The organism is Sphingobium sp. LB126, assembly GCF_002795205.1.
GTDB classification, from domain to species: domain Bacteria; phylum Pseudomonadota; class Alphaproteobacteria; order Sphingomonadales; family Sphingomonadaceae; genus Sphingobium; species Sphingobium chungbukense.
The window spans coordinates 1,499,863-1,517,615 of sequence record NZ_NETV01000001.1 but is presented as its reverse complement, the minus strand read 5'-3'; the positions used below and the strand labels follow the sequence as shown (position 1 = coordinate 1,517,615).

Genomic DNA, 17,753 nt, shown 5'->3' with positions numbered 1-17,753 from the left:
CGACGCTTGTGACAGACACTATTTTTGCGCTGTCCAGCGGTGCGCCGCCGGCGGGGATCGGCGTTATCCGGGTTAGTGGCCCCCAGGCGGGCATGGCTTTGCAGGCGCTGGCGGGAAAGCTGCCGGTGGCACGCCGGGCGCGGCTGGCATTGCTTGCCGACCCCCGCGATGGAATGGCCCTGGATCGCGCACTCATCCTCTGGTTCCCCGGACCTGGCACCGCAACGGGGGAAGATCTGGCCGAACTGCATTGCCATGGCGGACGGGCCGTGATCGCGGCCATTGAGGGGGTATTGGCTGCCCTGCCTGGATTGCGCCGCGCCGAACCAGGGGAATTCACCCGCCGCGCCTTCGCCAACGGACGCATGGACCTGAATGCGGTGGAAGGATTGTCCGACCTGCTTGCGGCGGAAACGCAGCAGCAGCGCCGAAGCGCTCTTCTGATGGCGGAGGGCCACTTTTCCCGCCGCATCGAAGGGTGGCGCCATGCGGTGCTCCAGCTGTCGGCGCTGACCGAAGCCGCGCTGGACTTTTCCGATGAAGATGACGTACCTGATTCCGACATCGAGGCACGGATCAGGGGCGATATAAGCTCCTTGGGCCAGGATGTCGGCGCTATATTGTCAGCACCGTCTGCCGAGCGATTGCGCGACGGCATCAGGGTGGTGTTGGCAGGGCCGCCCAATGCAGGCAAATCCACCTTGCTCAATCGCCTGGTCGGTCGGGATGCCGCCATCGTATCCGACATCGCGGGGACCACGCGGGATCGGATCGAGGTCCCGGCCGCGCTGGGCGGGGTGGCCTTTCTCTTCACCGATACGGCGGGCCTGCGCGCCGACGCAGGGGATGCGATCGAGGCGATTGGCATGGACCGTGCGCGGTTGGCACTGGAAGCGGCGGATATCATCATTTGGCTCGGGGACGCGGGAGAGATACCGCGCGAGGATGCGCTGCTGATTGCCGCTCAATGCGACCGTTGGCCCGATGATGTGCGACCCGGCCTGCATCTTTCCGCTCGAACGGGCGAGGGGGTCGAGGCCTTGGTCGAGGCTCTGCTGGAGCGCGCTGCGGTGCTGCTGCCGGGGGACGGGGATTATGCCCTGCATCGCCGTCAGCAAGAAGGTGTTGCGAAGTTGCACGCCCACGTACAGGCGGCGGCGAATGCGCGCGATTTATTGATCGGGGCGGAGGAGTTGCGGCAGGCGCGCAACGCCATCGATGCCCTCACCGGGCGGGCGGGGACGGAGGACATGCTCGACCGTCTGTTCGCCGGTTTCTGCATCGGCAAATAGCGCATTGTTCCACGTGGAACGGTTTTGACCCGCATGGCCCAAATCTGATAAGGGGCCATCCCATGCAAACACGCTATGATGTGATCGTGGTCGGTGGCGGCCATGCGGGCTGCGAGGCGGCCTCGGCGGCGGCGCGTAAGGGCGCTGCGGTGGCGCTGTTGACCTTTGAAAAGGAGACGGTCGGCGCCATGTCCTGCAACCCCGCTATTGGGGGGTTGGGCAAGGGGCATCTGGTACGCGAAGTCGATGCCATGGACGGGCTGATCGCCCGTGCCGCCGACGCCGCAGCGATACACTATCGGATGCTCAACAGCAGCAAGGGTGCAGCGGTACAGGGGCCCCGCGTGCAAGCCGACCGAAAGCGCTATCGTGCTGAAATCCACCGGCTGCTTGATGCGCAGCGGGGATTGACGATCGTCGAAGGCGAGGCGGTCGAACTGCTACTCGTTGATGGAGCGGCAAACGGGTTGCGTCTGGCGGATGGCCGATGCCTCACGGCACCCGCCATCGTGCTGGCGACGGGAACCTTCCTCGGCGGCAAGCTCTTCCGCGGGGAGGAAATGATGGCGGGTGGCCGCACCGGCGAACGCGCCGCGACGGCCCTCGGTGTTCAGCTCCGGGCATTGGATTTGCCGATCGCGCGTCTCAAGACCGGGACGCCGCCGCGCATCGATGGCCGAACCATCGATTGGGCACGTCTGGAGGCACAGCCGTCCGACGCGTCGGCTTGGACCATGTCGGCGCTTTCACCCGGCCGCGCCCTACCGCAATTGCATTGCGCGATCACCCGCACCAATGACCGGACCCACGCGATCATCCGGGATGGGCTGGGCCGTTCGCCTCTGTTCAGCGGCGCGATCGAGGGGCGGGGGCCACGTTATTGCCCGTCGATCGAGGACAAGGTTCTTCGTTTCGGCGATCGCGACGGCCATCAGATATTCCTGGAGCCGGAGGGCCTGGACGATCATCTGGTCTATCCTAACGGTATCAGCACTTCTCTCCCCGCGGATGTCCAGTTGCGGATGGTCCGCTCCATGACGGGGTTGGAAAAGGCGGAAATTATCGTTCCCGGCTATGCGGTCGAATATGACCATATCGATCCGCGAGCGCTGGACTCCACATTGGAAGTTCGCGTCATTCCCGGCCTGTTCTGCGCCGGGCAGATCAACGGCACCACGGGGTATGAAGAGGCTGCTGCCCAGGGGCTCGTGGCTGGTGCCAATGCGGCTGCTCGCGCGCGGGGAGAGGAGTCGCTGATCCTCGATCGCGCCAGCAGCTATATTGGCGTGATGATCGATGATCTGGTGTTGCAGGGCGTCACGGAACCGTATCGGATGCTGACCGCGCGCGCCGAATATCGGCTGCGGCTGCGGGCCGATAATACCGGAACACGCCTTGGCCCCATCGCCCGTCGACATGGTTTGCTCGGGGCGGAGCGTGCCGCTCATTATGAAGCGCGCGATGCCGAACGACGGACCGTCGAAGCGGAGTTGGGGCGGTCTCTTTCGGCTACCGAAATGGCCAGGGCCGGCGCGTCAGTTCGTCAGGACGGCGCTCGCCGGTCGCTGTTCGATTGGGCGCGCTTCCCGGAGGTGGACCGGGCGTTGCTGTGCGACCTCGCTCCATCGCTCGCTCGGATCGGAGAGGATCTGCGTGCCGAGATATTGGAGGACGCCCATTATGCACCCTATCTCGAACGGCAGGAGGCAGAGATTGCCGAACTCCGTAGAAATGAGCGGGTGATCATTCCGGCTGACTTTGATTTTGCCACCATCGGGGGACTGTCCACCGAAATGATCGAGCGGCTCGACAGGGCGAGGCCCGACACATTGGCGGCTGCCAGCCGCATACGTGGAATTACCCCGGCCGCACTCGCCGCATTGCTGGTCCACATTCGGCGCCGCGCTGCGTGACCGAGGACGAGGCACGGCAATGGCTGCAAGAGCGGTTCGATGTTTCACGTGGAACATGGGATCGGCTTGAGGGCTATGTGGCCATTCTCCTGGCCGAAATGGAGCGGCAAAATCTGATTGCTGAATCGACCCGTCCGCATATCTGGGCGCGACATATTGTCGATTCTGCCCAACTCATCGCCTTGGCAAGCGCGGCCGGAGAGGGGCAGTGGATCGACTTGGGTTCCGGCGCGGGCCTGCCCGGAATTGTTGTCGCCATCCTCACTGACCGCCCAATTCAGATGGTAGAATCGCGGCGTAAGAGGATCGACTTCCTGAACGGCGTCATTGACGAACTGGGACTGGCAGGGGCAAGCGTCTTCGGCGGACGTGTAGAGACCGTTCCAGCCGCAAAAGCGGCGATTATCAGCGCACGGGCTTATGCGCCACTGCCGCGCTTGCTCGACTCCGCCATCCATTTATCCACGGAAAAGACCATCTGGGTGCTGCCAAAAGGACGAAATGCGCAGAATGAACTGGAGGTGGCGACTCGGACATGGCAAGGTACGTTCCACGTGGAACACAGTGTGACCGATGCCGATAGTGCCATCATCGTCGCGCAAGCCGTTCGATCCAGGAGGAAAGTTCGAGGATGATCCAGATCGCCATTGCCAACCAGAAAGGCGGCGTCGGAAAGACCACCACCGCGATCAACCTGGCTACTGGGCTTGCGGCCACGGGTCTGCGGGTGCTGCTGGTCGATCTTGATCCGCAGGGCAATGCGTCGACCGGTCTCGGTGTCAATCAGTCCGATCGCGCTCAATCCAGCTATGACCTGCTGGTCGGCAATTGCGCGCTGGAAGACGCCATCATTACCACACGTGTTCCCAAGTTGGATATCGTGCCCGCCACGCAGGATCTCTCCGGCGCGGAGATCGAGCTGATCGAATATGAGGAGCGGACCCATCGCCTCGAACGCGTGCTGGCCGAAGCGCCTTCGGGCCGGTGGGACATTTGCCTGATCGACTGTCCTCCTTCGCTCGGTCTGCTGACGATCAATGCACTGGTTGCGGCCCAATCGCTGCTGGTGCCGCTACAGTGCGAATTTTTCGCGTTGGAGGGATTGTCGCAACTGCTCCAGACGGTCGAACGCATTCGCGGCCGATTCAATCCTGGCTTGTCGATCATGGGCGTAGCGCTCACCATGTACGACCGTCGCAACCGGCTTACCGATCAGGTGGCCGACGATGTGCGCGCCTGTCTGGGCGACCTCGTCTTTTCCACGGTCATTCCCCGCAATGTGCGGCTGTCGGAAGCGCCGAGTCACGGTGTTCCCGCCCTCATCTACGATTTCCGTTGCTCGGGGTCGGAAGCCTATATGCGTCTGGCGCGTGAACTGATCGCGCGCCTGCCCCGTCAGGAGGTCGCTGCTTGAGTGAAGAGAATGTGATGAAGTCTGCGAAGCGTCCGCAAGGCTTGGGTCGTGGCCTGTCCGCACTGTTGGGTGACGTTGCCCGCGAAGAACCGCTCACGCCGAATGCGCCGACCTCTCCTTCGACCAAGGCGATCCAGAGCATCGAAGTCGCTCTGATTCAACCGCATCCGGAGCAGCCCCGCCGTCATTTCGACGATGGCGCGTTGCAGGAATTGGCCGACAGCATCGCCAAGCGGGGCGTTATCCAGCCGATCATCGTGCGCCCCCACGGCGGCGGCTTCCAGATCGTTGCGGGCGAACGCCGCTGGCGTGCCGCCCAGAGGGCGCAACTGCATCGCATCCCGGCCATCGTTCGTGATTTCGACGAAGCCGAAACGCTGGAAATCGCGCTGATTGAAAATATCCAGCGCGAGGATCTGAACCCGATCGAAGAAGCGGAAGCCTATCGTAAGCTGATCGCGGAATTCCATCACAGCCAGGAGGCGCTCGGGCGCTTGGTCGGCAAGTCGCGCAGTCATGTGGCCAATCTGATGCGTCTGCTCGATTTGCCTGCGGTGGTGCAGCAGCAGGTGATCGAACAGAAACTCAGCATGGGCCATGCCCGCGCGCTGATCGGTGCGCCCGATTGCGAAGCGCTGGCACGCACCGTGGAGAGTAAGGGCCTGTCGGTCCGTGATACCGAGCAGCTCGTCCGTCGCACCAAGACCGGGGCGGCCACTCCCAATCGCCAGCGTGGCGCCACACCCAAGGAAAATGACCCCGACATTGTCGCGCTGGAGCAGCATCTGGCCGATATATTGGGCGTGAAGGTCGACATCAGCTATGGCGCGGGCGGCCATGGCGTCCTTTCGCTCCACTATTCGACGCTGGATCAGCTCGACATGCTATGCCAGCGGCTCTCGGGGGAGCGCATTTGAATAGCTGATACGCCCATCGGGCAGCGCGTCTTTCCGCGCGCTGCCGCTGGTCTTTTCCGGCCGAAAGCGTCTTTATTTCCGTGATTTCCCAGTCGTGAAATGTTCCATTTCACTCGAAATCGCTCTAGGCTGCGGGGATGGCCGACATGCAATCCTCCCCCGCCGCCCCTACCGTGATCCGCCGCCAGGATTATCGTCCGCCCGATTGGCTGGTGCCCGACATCACACTTGATTTCGACCTCGATGCGGCGGCAACGCAGGTTCGGGCCATCCTCTCCGTGGTCCGCAATGGTGAGCATGATCGGCCCCTGAAACTCGATGGCGACGGCCTGCTGCCGCTGGAGATCAAGGTTGACGGCGAGCGGGTTGGTCCGGAGCAATGGACGGTGGACGCGGGGACTTTGGTGATCCCGCTCTCCGGCGCAGCACATAGCGTCGAGACGCTGGTGCAGATCGCGCCGCAGACGAACAGCAAGCTGATGGGTCTCTATGCCAGCGGCGACCTGCTCTGTACCCAGTGTGAGGCGGAGGGATTCCGCCGCATCACCTTTTTCCCCGATCGTCCGGACGTGCTGTCGCGCTATTCGGTACGCATGGCGGCGGACAAGGCGCGTTATCCCGTGCTTCTCGCCAATGGCGACCCCGTCGAGCAGGGCGATCTGCCGAACGGGCGTCACTGGGCGCGCTGGAATGATCCTTTCCCCAAGCCCTGCTATCTGTTCGCGCTGGTCGCGGGCGATCTGGCCTGTAACGCCGACCGTTTCGAGACGATGAGCGGTCGCGAAGTCCGGCTCGGCATCTGGGTCAAGGAAACGGACCTTCCCCGCACCGCCCACGCGATGCAGGCGCTCAAGAACAGCATGGCCTGGGATGAGCGCGTCTATGGCCGCGAATATGACCTGAACGTGTTCAACATCGTCGCCGTGGCCGATTTCAACTTTGGCGCGATGGAGAATAAGGGCCTCAACATCTTCAATTCGCGTTACATATTGGCCGATCCCGAAACCGCCACCGACATTGATTATGACGGCGTCGAAGGCGTGGTGGCGCATGAATATTTCCACAACTGGTCGGGCAATCGTGTCACCTGTCGCGACTGGTTCCAGCTCAGCCTCAAGGAAGGCTTCACCGTCTTCCGCGACCAGAATTTTTCCGCCGACATGGGGTCGCATGCGGTGAAGCGGATCGAGGATGTCCGCATCCTGCGCGCGGCCCAGTTCCAGGAGGATAGCGGCCCGCTCGCTCATCCGATCCGCCCTGAATCCTACATGGAAATCAGTAACTTCTACACCGCGACCATCTACAATAAGGGCGCGGAGGTCATCCGCATGATGGCGCTGATGCTGGGGCCGGAGCGCTTCCGCGCCGGGACGGACCTCTATTTCGACCGGCACGACGGGGAAGCGGCCACCTGCGAGGATTTCGTCCGTGCGATGGAGGAGGGAGGAGAAATCGACCTCGGCCAGTTCCGCCGCTGGTATGAGCAGGCCGGCACGCCCCATGTCCGCGCGCTGCTGACCCATGATCCGGTGAGCCGGACCGCCACGCTCCATCTGGAACAGGCCGTTCCGCCGACACCCGGCCAGCCCGAAAAGCAGCCCATGGCGATCCCGCTGCGCATGGCCTTGTTCGATCGCGCATCCGGCCAGGGGCGGGGAGACGAACTGCTGATGCTGACCGAAGCGAAGCAGCGCTTCACCTTCGACAATCTGTCCGAAGCGCCGGTGCTGTCGATCAATCGGGGCTTTTCCGCTCCCGTCATCGTCGAAACCAACCGTAGCCAGGCCGATCTCGCTTTCCTGTCGGCGCATGACGACGATCCCTTTGCCCGTTATGAGGCGATGCAGCAGCTCATGGTCAATGTGCTGGTGGGCCGCATCGGCGGCCAGGTGGTCGATGAGGAAGCGGTGATCGCCGCGATCCGCAACACCGCCACCGATCCGCTGCTCGATCCCGCCTTCGTCGCTGAAGCGATCCGCTTGCCGAGTGAGGCGTATCTGGGCGATCAGATGGCGGTGGTCGATCCCGATGCGATCCACGCCGCTCGAGATGCGCTGCAACGCCGGATTGGTTCCGAACTCGAGCCGCTCTGGCGCGATATTCATGCGAAAACCAGATCCAATGCCTTTGCCCTGTCGTCCGCGGCCAAGGGCGCGCGGAAATTGCGCAACACGGCCCTGCATTATCTGGCGGCGTCGGGCGCGGGCGATGGTCCGGCGGTCGCCTTCGGCCAGTTCAGCGAGGCCGACAATATGACCGAACGGCAGGCGGCGCTCGCGACCCTCGCGAACGGCACCAGCGCCGAACGGGAGGCGGCGCTCGACATCTTCTACAACCGTTATCGGGACGATGCGCTGACGCTGGACAAATGGTTCCAGACCCAGGCATTCGCCTTCCACCCGGACACGGTCGATCTGGTCGAGGACCTGGGCAGGCACAAGGACTTCACCCTGGCCAATCCCAACCGGGTACGGTCGCTTTATGGCGCGTTCGCGGGCAACCAATGGGCGTTCCACCACAGGTCGGGCAAGGGCTATCGGCTGGTGGCCGACTGCATCATCGCGCTCGACAAGCTCAATCCGCAGACCGCCGCCCGGCTTGTGCCGCCGCTCGGCCGCTGGAAACGCTTCGATGAGGGGCGAGCGGCGCTGATGAAGGCGGAATTGCAGCGTATCCTCGCCGTGCCGGGGCTGTCGAAGGATGTCACGGAACAGGTGAGCAAGAGCCTGGAGTAGACATCCCTGAAGACCGTCACCCCGGCTTCCGCTGGAGTGACGGCGGGAAGAGGGAGAGCATTTACCGCCCCGGCGTCGCCAGCCAGGCGGCGACATCCGCCGCCACCTTGTTCGCCGCGGCATTGAGCGGCGCACCCACGCTGTTCGCGTCGATCTTGCCGCCGACCGGTACGCTGGCGGTGAAGCGCTGCTTGGCGATCGCCGTACCGCCCGGCCCGGCAAGCATGGCGTCATAGGTCACGACCGCGCTGTTGCTCGCCTCGTCCAAACCGAAATCGACCAGTTCGCCCATCAGCCGCTGCCCCGCATCGGCCGAATATTGGCCCGGATCGAGCACGATGCGGTTGCTGGTGGCGGCGACGGTCTCCGCGAGCAGCTTCTGGAACAGGTGACGCGGCGTGTCGGCCCACTGCACCTTGGTCACATAGGCGACCGAAGTGGGCGACGTGATCACCGGCACCCGCACGGTATCGAGCATCTTGGGCGCCTCGGGATCGGCCACGGTGATGGCCGTGCCGGAGGAGGCACTGCGCAGCGTGCCCGGCGCGACCTTCTGCGCGGCGTTCAGCGACAGCAGCCGCTCGGGCGGCTTGCCCCCGAAGGACACGCAACCCGCCAGCAGGAAGGTGATGGCAAGCGCGGAGCCAAGTTTCTTGTGGAACATCATCGCTGTCCTCTTATCGCTTGTAATCGGGCAATTTGGGCGATCCGACGATCGACCCCGCGCCCTGCTGATCGAGTTTTTCGGCGACACCGCGGAAGGAGCGCGACATTTCGCGCAGGTCGCGGACCAACTGGTTGACCTCCGGCATGGTCTGGTTGCTGAAGGCGTGGACGCCCGGCTGTGCTTCCGCGATGGTCTTGTCGAGCGTGTCGATGCTGCGGGTGGCCGACTGGATGCTCTTGCGCAGGTCGGCCAGCAGCGGCCGGCCCTCATCATTGACCATGGCGTCGGTGGAGGCGGCCAGCTTGCCGATCTGCTCGGCCGCGATGCCGGTCCGTTGCACGGCGATGCGGGCCTCAGCCAAGGTTGCGGCGATTTCCGGGCTGCGGTCGGCCAGCGAGCCGGAAATCCGCTCCACATTGGCGAGGATGCCGGCGATCGATTGCTGATTCTTGTCGTTGAGCAACTCGGTCAACCGCTCGGTCAGCGTCGACAGCCGTTCCAGCAATTGCGGGGCGTTGTTGAGCAGTTCGCCGAGCGCACCCGGCTTGGTCGGGATCACCGGCACGCCGTCGGGGCAGGAGGCGAGGGGGTTTTCCGCCGGGCAGGTGATCGGCGGCGCACCCTTGACCGCGCCGTCCAGCACGATTTCCGACACGCCGGTAAAGCCCACTCCCGCGATGGTCGCGGTCGTCCCTTGCAGGACCGGCGTGCCTTCCTTCACTGAAATGCGCACCTTCACGAAGCCCGGGTCGCGCTTCCACAGTTCGATCTTCTCCACCTGGCCAGAGGGGACGCCCGAATAATTGACGCTCGATCCCTTGGCGAGGCCGTTGACCGACTGTTTGAAGAAGATGTCATATTCCATATTGTCGCCCTGGGAGAGGCGCGAGAACCAGAAAGCCGCGATCATGATCGCCGCCAGCAACAGCAGCGTGACCGTGCCCACCAGCACATGGTTGGAGCGGGTTTCCATAGTCTATCGCCTCTTGTCCTTCTCGCGAGCGACCGCCGCCGTCGCGGCGCGCCCGCGCGGGCCGTTGAAATATTCCTGAATCCACGGATGATCGGTCGCCAGCAGCTCATCGATGGTGCCGACCGCCGTCACCTTCCTGTCCGCCAGCACCGCCACCCGGTCGCAGATGGAATAGAGCGTGTCGAGGTCATGGGTGATGAGGAAGACGGTCAGCCCCAGGGTCTGTTGCAATTTGCGCGTCTGGTCGTCGAAGGCCGCCGCGCCGATCGGGTCCAGCCCGGCCGTGGGTTCGTCCAGGAACAGCAGGTCGGGATCGAGCGCCAGCGCCCGCGCCAGTCCCGCCCGCTTCTTCATGCCGCCGGACAGTTCGGCGGGATATTTGGGACCGGCCTCGGCGGGCAGGCCGGTCATGCGGATCTTGTAGGCGGCGATCTCGTCGCGCAGCTTGGGGCCGATATTGGGATAATATTCGCGGATCGGCACCTCGACATTCTCGGCCACCGTCAGCGTCGAAAACAGCGCGCCTCCCTGGAACAGCACGCCCCAGCGCTTGCGGATCGCCAGCGCTTCGTCATCCAGACGGCCGATCATCGATTCCCCGAAGACGTGGATCTCGCCCTCATCCGGGGTCTGGAGGCCGATGATCGACCGCATCAGGACCGACTTGCCGGTGCCCGATCCGCCGACCACGCCCAAAATCTCGCCCTTGCGCACGTCGAGGTTCAGCCCCTCATGCACCACCTGCTCGCCGAAGCTGTTCTTGAGGTTGCGGACCGATATAGCGATGCCGTCACGCTCGACCGCCTTTTCGACCCGCGCTTCCTCCTCGGCGATTTCCTCTTCGGGCGCCATCAGTTCCAGCCCACCCAGGTGAAGAAGACCGCGAAAAAGGCGTCGAGCACGATGACGAGGAAGATCGCCTGCACCACCGCGGACGTGGTGCGCAGCCCGACTTCCTCCGCATTGGCCTTGACCTGCATGCCCTGGAAGCAGCCGGCCAGCGCGATGATGACGCCGAAGACCGGCGCCTTGATCAGCCCCACCCACAGGTCATGGATCGGCACCACCTCGCGCAACCGCTGGACGAAGGTGATGGGCGGAATGTCGAGCGACACCGCGCAAAGGAACCCGCCGCCGATGATCGCGACGATCGAGGCATAGAAGCTGAGCAGCGGCATCATCACCACCACCGCCAGCGTGCGCGGCAGCACCAGCGCCTCCATCGGCGACACGCCGATGGTGCGCATGGCGTCGACCTCCTCGGTCAGCTTCATCGTCCCCAGTTGCGCGGCGAAGGCGGAGCCGGACCGGCCCGCGACCATGATCGCGGTCATCAGCACGCCGAGTTCGCGAAAGGTGAGGCGGCCGACCAGGTTGATCGTCAGCATCTCCATGCCGAACTGGCGGAGCTGCACCGAACCCTGCTGCGCGATGACGATGCCGATCAGGAAGCTCATCAGGCCGATAATGCCCAGCGCCGATACGCCGACCACCTCGAACCGCTGCACCACCGCATTGATGCGGAAGCGACCGGGGTGGCGGATGACGTTCCACGTCGCCACCAGCGTACCGCCGAAGAAACCCAGCAGGCCCAGCAGCGTCGTACCCGAATTGACCACCGCCTCGCCGATCTGGCCGACGACGCGCTGCCAGGGGGGGATATAGTCCGGGCGGATGTTGACCGGCTCATCGACGCGGCCGACCGCCGCGATCAGCCGTTCGGCATCGCATTTGTCGCTTTCGATGCGGGCGCCCAGCCGCTTGATCGTACGATGCAGCACCCAGGCGCCGATCGTGTCCATATAGTCCACGTCCGACAGGTCGATCGTGTCGACCGGCCCTTCCACGGCATCCAGCCGATCGGGCAGGTCGTTGAGGCAAGCAATGGAAAGATTACCCGAAAGCCGAATGACCGTCCTGCCTTCGCGGACTTCCTGAGCAAGATCAGCGGCTTTGTTCATCAAGGCGGTGGTGTGGTCCATTATCGGTTGCACGGCAAGCCGAAACGGCCCATCCGCACGGTCAAACGAAGGGGCGCCCCAAAAAGTTTCGGACATGGCATGACGCACAGACTCGCAATCTACGACATGGACCGCACGGTGACGTTCAGCGGCACCTATACCGGCTTTCTCATTCACGTCGCGAAACGCATGGCGCCGTGGCGGCTGGCGCTGTTTCCGGGTGTGATCCTGCTGATGCTGGCCTATGTGCTGAAGCTGATCAGTCGCCAGCGGCTCAAGGAACTGAACCAGGCGCTGATGATCGGTTCCAATGTCGAACGCGCGAAGCTGATGCCGCATGTGGAAAGCTATGCGGCGAAGGTGGTGGAGCGCAATGTCCGCGCCGGCGCGCTGGCGCAGATCGCGCGGGACAAGGCGGACGGCTACAGGCTGGTGCTCGCCACCGCCTCCTACCGCCTCTATGTCGAGCCGATCGCCCGGCGGCTGGGCTTCGATGCCGTGATCGCGACCGACCATCTTTCGCAGGACCTGCGCTATGTCCGCGCGAAGATCGCGGGCGAGAACTGCTACGACACCGGCAAGCTGCGGATGATCAAGGCGTGGATGGCGGCCGAGGCGATCGACCGCAGCCAGGCGCATATCCGTGCTTATTCGGACCATGTGTCCGACGCGCCCATGCTGGAGTTCGCGGACATTCCCTTCGCTTCCAACCCGCACAAGCCGCTGGCGAAGCTGGCGACGGAACGCGGGTGGACGCGGGTGGATTGGAACTGAGGCACGGCCCTTTCTGGAGCGGGGTGGCCCCGATCCAGGCCGTCGGCCGGACCATCCCAGTCGATGTCAATGCATGGGGAGGGGGGGGTCAGATAATGGGTGAAACCAGCGCTCCTCCCGCGAAAAAGGCCCCTAGGTTCGCCACCAGCATATCCCGCATCCGTCCCACCGCTTCATAGGTCGCGCCGCCCGTATGCGGCGTCAGCACCACATTGGGCACATCGGCCCAGCGTGCCACGGGCGTAGGCTCGCTCTCGAACACATCCAGCGCCGCTCCGCCGAGACGCCCTTCGCGCAACGCGGCGATCAGCGCATCCTCATCCACCAACTGTCCCCGCGCGACATTCACCAGCAGGCCCGCTACGCCCAGAGCGTCCATCATCGAGGCATCGATCATCCCGCGATTCTCTTCGGTGGCCTTGGCCGCGACCACCATGACGTCACTGTCCCTGGCCAGTGCTTCCAGGCTTTCGGCCCTTGGCCAGCGCAGCTCCGGCTTCTCCCGCGGTCCCCACCATCCTACGTGCATGCGCATGATCTCGGCCCGCTCGGCCAGCGCCGCGCCGATGCTCCCCATGCCGACGATCCCAATCCGCGCACCCGCCATCGATCGCGTCAGCATCTTCGCGCCCGCCGTCCATTGGCCCTCGCGCACCTGCCGGTCGCCCACGACGATCCGCCGCCGATGCGCGAGGATGAGGCCCAGCGCATGGTCGGCCACATCCTCCGCATTGGCATCCCCTGCATGCGTCACGGCCACGCCTCGCGAGCGTGCCCAGTCGAGGTCGACACCATCATAGCCCACCGTGAAGCAGGCGATCAGCCGAAGCTTCTCCATCTTCTCCAGCATAGCCGGGTCGAGCCGGAACTCGCCCGCCGTCACCAGCGCTTCGGCCTCCGCCATCCGCGCGCGCCCATTCTCCTCCCACAAGGCCATGACGTCATATTCGGGAGAGAGCAGGCCCAGCAGCGGCGCCAGATGCGGCTGCGCCACGAGGATCAGCGGGCGGTCGCTCATCCGGCCGCCCGCAACGCCTGGGCGAAGTCCGCGATCAGATCGTCCGCATCCTCGCAGCCGATGGAGATGCGCACCATATTGTCGCTGATCGCCAGCGCCTTCTTCCGCTCCGCCGGGACCGACAGATGGGTCATTGCTGCCGGATGGCTCGCCAATGTCTCGGTTCCGCCCAGGCTCACCGCCAGCTTGGCGATCTTCAGCGCATCCAGAAAGGCAAAGGCCTCCGCCTCACCGCCCTTGAGGTAGAGCGAGAAGGTCGATCCCGCGCCGGTGCAATGGCGGCGGTAGATGTCCGCCTGCCGCTCCGTTTCCGGAAAGCCCAGATAGACGACCTTCTCCACCTGGGGCTGGTCCTTCAGCCAGGCGCAGACCCTGGCCGCATTCTCGCCCGCCCGGCTCATCCGCAGTTCCAGCGTTTCCAGCGACCGCAGCAGCATCCAGGCCGAATGCGGATCGAGGATCGTGCCGATGGTGTTGCGCATCAGCCGGATCGTGTTGATCAGCATATTGGAGCCTAGCACGCCGCCCGCGACCAGATCGCTGTGCCCGCCCGCATATTTGGTGAGGCTGTAGATGACGAGGTCGGCCCCATGGCTGAGCGGATGATGCCAGAGCGGGCCCAGGAACGTATTGTCGATCGCGATCGGCGGCCGATATTCTTCGTTGCCGAACAAAAAGTCGCGCCGCGCGACTACCGCCTCCAGATCGACCAGCACATTGGTGGGATTGGCCGGGCTCTCCAGATAGATCAGCGCCACGCGGCCCAGCCCCCTGGCCTTCTCGATCACCGCGCCGATCTCCTCCTCGGTCGCCCCTGCCGGGAAATCGAGCCATTGCACCCCGAACTTGCCCAGGATGCGGCCGATGAGCGATTCGGTCGCGGCATAGAGGGGCGCCGAATGCACGATCACATCGCCCGGTTGCACCAGGGCGAGCAGGGTGGTGGCAATGGCCGACATGCCGCTGGAAAAGAGCAGCGCGTCCTCCGCCTCCTCCCAGATCGACAGCCGGTCCTCGGCAATCTCCTGATTGGGGCCGTTGAAGCGGGAATAGACCAGCCCCTCCGCGCCGCCGGGCCGGATGCCGGTCACACCCTCGAAATGCCGCTTGCCCGCCGCCGCGCTTTCGAAGGCAAAGGTGGAAGTCAGGAAGATCGGCGGCTTCAGCGATCCTTCGGACAGGGTCGGGTCATAGCCATGACCCATCATCAAAGTCGCGGGTTTCAGCTTGCGGCCTTCGATCTCCATGATCGATTGCTTGGGGCGGCGGCGGTTGCGCGTGGGTTCCGCGCCCGTGAGGTCGGCTTCGGTTTCGCCGGTCATCGCGTATCTCCTACATGTCTGCGGCATCTGTTGCGCCGCTCGGATGGGGAGGAGTGTAACGCCTTTCGGGGGGAAGGAGCCAGAGGGTCGCGTAATTTTATTCCGAACCGGTGGATCATTATTACCGTCCTTCTACGGAAGCATGAGCCGGTTCAGCGAGCGGAATCAGGCTCCTCTCCCACCTGTGCAGGAGCACGAGGCGTTTCAACCTATCGAAGCGTTGAACAGGATGACCTTTCCTGCCAGCTATCTTACATCATCCTCATGAACCAACGCCTACCCGAACCACTGGAGCAATGGTTCACCTCGCGCGGCTGGACACCGCGCTGCCACCAGCGCGACATGCTGACCGCCGCCCGTTCCGGCAATCATGCGCTGCTCGTCGCCCCGACGGGCGCGGGCAAGACGCTGGCGGGCTTCCTGCCGACGCTGACCGATCTGATCGAAAGCCCGACCGAGGGGCTGCACACCCTCTATGTCTCGCCCCTGAAGGCGCTGGCCGTCGACGTCCGCCGCAACCTCCTCACCCCGATCGAGGAAATGGACCTGCCGATCCGGGTCGAAACCCGCACCGGCGACACGCCCTCCGACCGCAAGGCCCGTCAGCGCGCGCGCCCGCCGCAAATCCTGCTGACCACCCCGGAATCCCTGTCCCTGCTGCTGAGCTATCCCGACAGCTTCCTGATGTTCGCCCATCTCCGGACAGTGATAGTCGATGAAGTCCACGCCTTCGCGTCCCAGAAACGCGGCGACCTGCTCAACCTTTCGCTGTCCCGTCTCCAGACCATCAATCCTGCGTTGCGCCGCGTCGCGCTGTCCGCGACCGTGGCCGATGTCGATGCCTATCGTGCCTGGCTTGCCCCGGATGGCGACATCAACGCGGTCATTCCGGTGATCGGCGAATCGGGCGCCGACCCGAACGTCGCCATCCTGATCCCCGAAGGCCGGGTCCCCTGGTCGGGCCACTCCGGCAAATATGCCGCTGCCCAGGTGATGGCCGAGATCGAACGCCGCGCCACCACACTGGTCTTCTGCAACACGCGGGGCCTGGCCGAACTCATCTTCCAGTCGCTCTGGTCGGTCAACGACGCCAACCTGCCCATCGCCATCCACCATGGCAGCCTGTCGATCGAGGCCCGCCGGAAGGTCGAGGCCGCCATGGCTGCCGGAAAACTCCGCGCCCTGGTCGCCACTGCGTCGCTCGATCTGGGCGTCGACTGGGGCAATGTCGACTGCGTGATCCAGATGGGCGCACCCAAGGGGTCGTCCCGCCTGCTCCAGCGCATCGGCCGCGCCAATCATCGGCTGGACATGCCCAGCGAAGCCATCCTCATCCCCGGCAACCGCTTCGAATATCTCGAAGCCCGCGCCGCGCTCGACGCGGTGGAGGCGGGCGAGCGCGACGCCGACGATTTCCGCCCCGGCAGCCTCGACGTGCTGGCTCAGCATGTCATGGGGCTCGCCTGCGCCGCACCCTTTCGCCAAGAAGAACTGCTGGCCGAAATCCGCTCCGCCACCCCCTACAGCGCGCTGACGGATGAGGCCTTTGCCAACGTCCTCCATTTCATCGAAGGCGGCGGCTATGCCCTGCGCGCCTATGATCGCTTCAAGCGGCTGACCCATGATCCGGATGGCCCCGACTCAAAAGGGCTTTGGCGCGTCTCCCATCCCAAATTCATCGCGCAGCATCGCCTTAACGCCGGCATCATCGTCGACCAGCCCGCGCTGGCCGTCCGCTTCGCCAACGGCCGCAAGCTCGGCACGGTGGAGGAGGGGTTCGCCGCCACCCTCAGCCCCGGCGACTGCTTCTTCTTCTCCGGCACCGCGCTGGAGGTGGTACGGATGGACACGACCGACCTCGTCGTTCGCGCCACGTCGAAACCGGCGCGCATTCCCACCTGGGGCGGCACCCGCATGGCCATGTCCACCCGCCTGGCCGAACGCGTGCGCCATTTCCTGGCCGAACCCGACCAATGGAGCCGCTTCCCGGAGGATGTTCGCGACTGGCTGGAGGTGCAGAAATATCGATCCGCCCTGCCCGAACCGGGGCAGCTCCTGATCGAGACCTTCCCGCATGAGGGACGCCATTATCTGGTCTGCTACAGTTTCGAGGGCTGGAATGCGCACCAGTCGCTGGGCATGCTGCTCACCCGGCGTATGGACGCCCAGGGGCTGATGCCGATGGGCTTCGTTTCCAACGACTATGCACTGGCCGTTTATGGGTTGAAGCCGATCGGCGATCCGAAAAGCCTCTTCTCCGCCGACATTCTCGACCATGAATTCATCGAATGGGTCGAACAGTCGAGCCTGCTCAAACGCGCCTTCCGCGATGTCGCGGTGATCTCCGGCCTGATCGAGCGGCAGCATCCCGGCAAGCGCAAGACCGGACGGCAGGTCACTTTCTCGACCGACCTCATCTACGACGTGCTGCGCAAATATCAGCCCGATCATCTGCTGCTGAAGGCCGCCTGGGCGGACGCCCGCGCAAGGATGACCGATGTCGGCCGTCTCGGCGACCTGATCGACCGCGCCAGCGAAACCATGCTGCATATCGACCTCGACCGGGTCAGCCCGCTCGCGGTTCCCGTGTTGATCCTCATCGGCCGCGAGCAGGTCGCCCAGCATGAGGTGGAGGATGCGCTGCTGATCGAAGCCGAGGCGCTGGTCGCGGAGGCCATGCGCACGGATTGAAGCCGCTATGGGTCTATTGTTGCCTTCAGCCTGTCATCTCCGAACGAAGCGGGGATCTCAGGCGAGAGAGCGCAAC

At 64.3% G+C, this 17,753-nt stretch carries 14 protein-coding genes; 8 read left to right on the top strand and 6 right to left on the bottom strand.

The features are described 5' to 3' along the window. Positions 1-8: 8 nt before the first annotated feature. The 6 genes from mnmE (at position 9) to pepN (ending at position 8,271) form a co-directional block, all read left to right on the top strand. Positions 9-1,292, top strand: coding sequence for a tRNA uridine-5-carboxymethylaminomethyl(34) synthesis GTPase MnmE (gene mnmE, locus CAF53_RS07415; protein ID WP_100237718.1), 1,284 nt, complete (start codon positions 9-11; stop codon positions 1,290-1,292). Between the two features lie 62 nt (positions 1,293-1,354). Further along, positions 1,355-3,205: a tRNA uridine-5-carboxymethylaminomethyl(34) synthesis enzyme MnmG gene (gene mnmG / locus CAF53_RS07410; RefSeq protein WP_100237717.1), complete on the top strand. Its 1,851-nt coding sequence runs from the start codon at positions 1,355-1,357 to the stop codon at positions 3,203-3,205. Beyond that, positions 3,202-3,840, top strand: coding sequence for a 16S rRNA (guanine(527)-N(7))-methyltransferase RsmG (rsmG, locus tag CAF53_RS07405; RefSeq protein ID WP_100237716.1), 639 nt, complete (start codon positions 3,202-3,204; stop codon positions 3,838-3,840). The genes mnmG and rsmG overlap by 4 nt, the downstream gene beginning before the upstream one ends. Next, positions 3,837-4,619: a ParA family protein gene (locus tag CAF53_RS07400; protein WP_046762048.1), complete on the top strand. Its 783-nt coding sequence runs from the start codon at positions 3,837-3,839 to the stop codon at positions 4,617-4,619. The genes rsmG and CAF53_RS07400 overlap by 4 nt, the downstream gene beginning before the upstream one ends. 14 nt (positions 4,620-4,633) lie before the next feature. Continuing rightward, on the top strand, positions 4,634-5,536 hold the full coding sequence (locus CAF53_RS07395; protein WP_100237715.1) for a ParB/RepB/Spo0J family partition protein: 903 nt from the start codon (positions 4,634-4,636) through the stop codon (positions 5,534-5,536). A gap of 137 nt (positions 5,537-5,673) precedes the next feature. Next, complete coding sequence (gene pepN / locus CAF53_RS07390) at positions 5,674-8,271, top strand: aminopeptidase N (protein ID WP_100237714.1); 2,598 nt, start codon at positions 5,674-5,676, stop codon at positions 8,269-8,271. A 61-nt stretch (positions 8,272-8,332) separates the two neighbouring features. On the opposite strand, the gene CAF53_RS07385 is transcribed toward pepN, so the two are convergent. From CAF53_RS07385 to CAF53_RS07370, 4 genes are read right to left on the bottom strand one after another with little or no spacing between them, the layout of a single operon-like run. Then, a complete protein-coding gene (locus CAF53_RS07385; RefSeq protein ID WP_046762586.1) occupies positions 8,333-8,935 on the bottom strand; it encodes an ABC-type transport auxiliary lipoprotein family protein in 603 nt (200 codons plus the stop codon). Between the two features lie 13 nt (positions 8,936-8,948). After that, on the bottom strand, positions 8,949-9,911 hold the full coding sequence (locus CAF53_RS07380; RefSeq protein WP_100237713.1) for an MlaD family protein: 963 nt from the start codon (positions 9,909-9,911) through the stop codon (positions 8,949-8,951). Positions 9,912-9,914: 3 nt separating this feature from the next. Beyond that, on the bottom strand, positions 9,915-10,763 hold the full coding sequence (locus CAF53_RS07375) for an ABC transporter ATP-binding protein (RefSeq protein WP_100237712.1): 849 nt from the start codon (positions 10,761-10,763) through the stop codon (positions 9,915-9,917). After that, positions 10,763-11,872 carry an MlaE family lipid ABC transporter permease subunit gene (locus CAF53_RS07370; RefSeq protein ID WP_046762585.1) on the bottom strand — a complete coding sequence of 370 codons (1,110 nt, stop codon included), beginning with the start codon at positions 11,870-11,872 and terminating at the stop codon, positions 10,763-10,765. The genes CAF53_RS07375 and CAF53_RS07370 overlap by 1 nt, the downstream gene beginning before the upstream one ends. 99 nt (positions 11,873-11,971) lie before the next feature. On the opposite strand from CAF53_RS07370, the gene CAF53_RS07365 reads away from it, so the two are divergent. After that, complete coding sequence (locus CAF53_RS07365) at positions 11,972-12,646, top strand: HAD-IB family hydrolase (protein WP_100237711.1); 675 nt, start codon at positions 11,972-11,974, stop codon at positions 12,644-12,646. Positions 12,647-12,734: 88 nt separating this feature from the next. Here CAF53_RS07365 and CAF53_RS07360 read toward each other — a convergent pair whose 3' ends face one another. Together CAF53_RS07360 and CAF53_RS07355 are read right to left on the bottom strand one after the other, a co-directional pair. Next, positions 12,735-13,664, bottom strand: a complete 930-nt coding sequence (locus CAF53_RS07360; protein ID WP_100237710.1) for a 2-hydroxyacid dehydrogenase — start codon at positions 13,662-13,664, stop codon at positions 12,735-12,737. Beyond that, entirely contained in the window at positions 13,661-14,986 is a 1,326-nt protein-coding gene (locus CAF53_RS07355; RefSeq protein ID WP_046762041.1) for a cystathionine gamma-synthase family protein, read from the bottom strand. Before CAF53_RS07355 ends, CAF53_RS07360 begins: the two co-directional genes overlap by 4 nt. A 264-nt stretch (positions 14,987-15,250) precedes the next feature. On the opposite strand from CAF53_RS07355, the gene CAF53_RS07350 reads away from it, so the two are divergent. Beyond that, positions 15,251-17,677, top strand: a complete 2,427-nt coding sequence (locus CAF53_RS07350; RefSeq protein ID WP_100237709.1) for a ligase-associated DNA damage response DEXH box helicase — start codon at positions 15,251-15,253, stop codon at positions 17,675-17,677. Positions 17,678-17,753: the final 76 nt, after the last annotated feature.

Bases quoted from the DNA above. Each gene is read 5' to 3' on its own strand.
- mnmG (WP_100237717.1), top strand. From the start codon at position 1,355: ATGCAAACACGCTATGATGTGATCGTGGTCGGTGGCGGCCATGCGGGC.
- CAF53_RS07400 (WP_046762048.1), top strand. From the start codon at position 3,837: ATGATCCAGATCGCCATTGCCAACCAGAAAGGCGGCGTCGGAAAGACC.
- CAF53_RS07395 (WP_100237715.1), top strand. From the start codon at position 4,634: ATGAAGTCTGCGAAGCGTCCGCAAGGCTTGGGTCGTGGCCTGTCCGCA.
- pepN (WP_100237714.1), top strand. From the start codon at position 5,674: ATGGCCGACATGCAATCCTCCCCCGCCGCCCCTACCGTGATCCGCCGC.
- CAF53_RS07385 (WP_046762586.1), bottom strand. From the start codon at position 8,935: ATGTTCCACAAGAAACTTGGCTCCGCGCTTGCCATCACCTTCCTGCTG.
- CAF53_RS07380 (WP_100237713.1), bottom strand. From the start codon at position 9,911: ATGGAAACCCGCTCCAACCATGTGCTGGTGGGCACGGTCACGCTGCTG.
- CAF53_RS07375 (WP_100237712.1), bottom strand. From the start codon at position 10,763: ATGGCGCCCGAAGAGGAAATCGCCGAGGAGGAAGCGCGGGTCGAAAAG.
- CAF53_RS07370 (WP_046762585.1), bottom strand. From the start codon at position 11,872: ATGAACAAAGCCGCTGATCTTGCTCAGGAAGTCCGCGAAGGCAGGACG.
- CAF53_RS07365 (WP_100237711.1), top strand. From the start codon at position 11,972: ATGACGCACAGACTCGCAATCTACGACATGGACCGCACGGTGACGTTC.
- CAF53_RS07360 (WP_100237710.1), bottom strand. From the start codon at position 13,664: ATGAGCGACCGCCCGCTGATCCTCGTGGCGCAGCCGCATCTGGCGCCG.
- CAF53_RS07355 (WP_046762041.1), bottom strand. From the start codon at position 14,986: ATGACCGGCGAAACCGAAGCCGACCTCACGGGCGCGGAACCCACGCGC.
- CAF53_RS07350 (WP_100237709.1), top strand. From the start codon at position 15,251: ATGAACCAACGCCTACCCGAACCACTGGAGCAATGGTTCACCTCGCGC.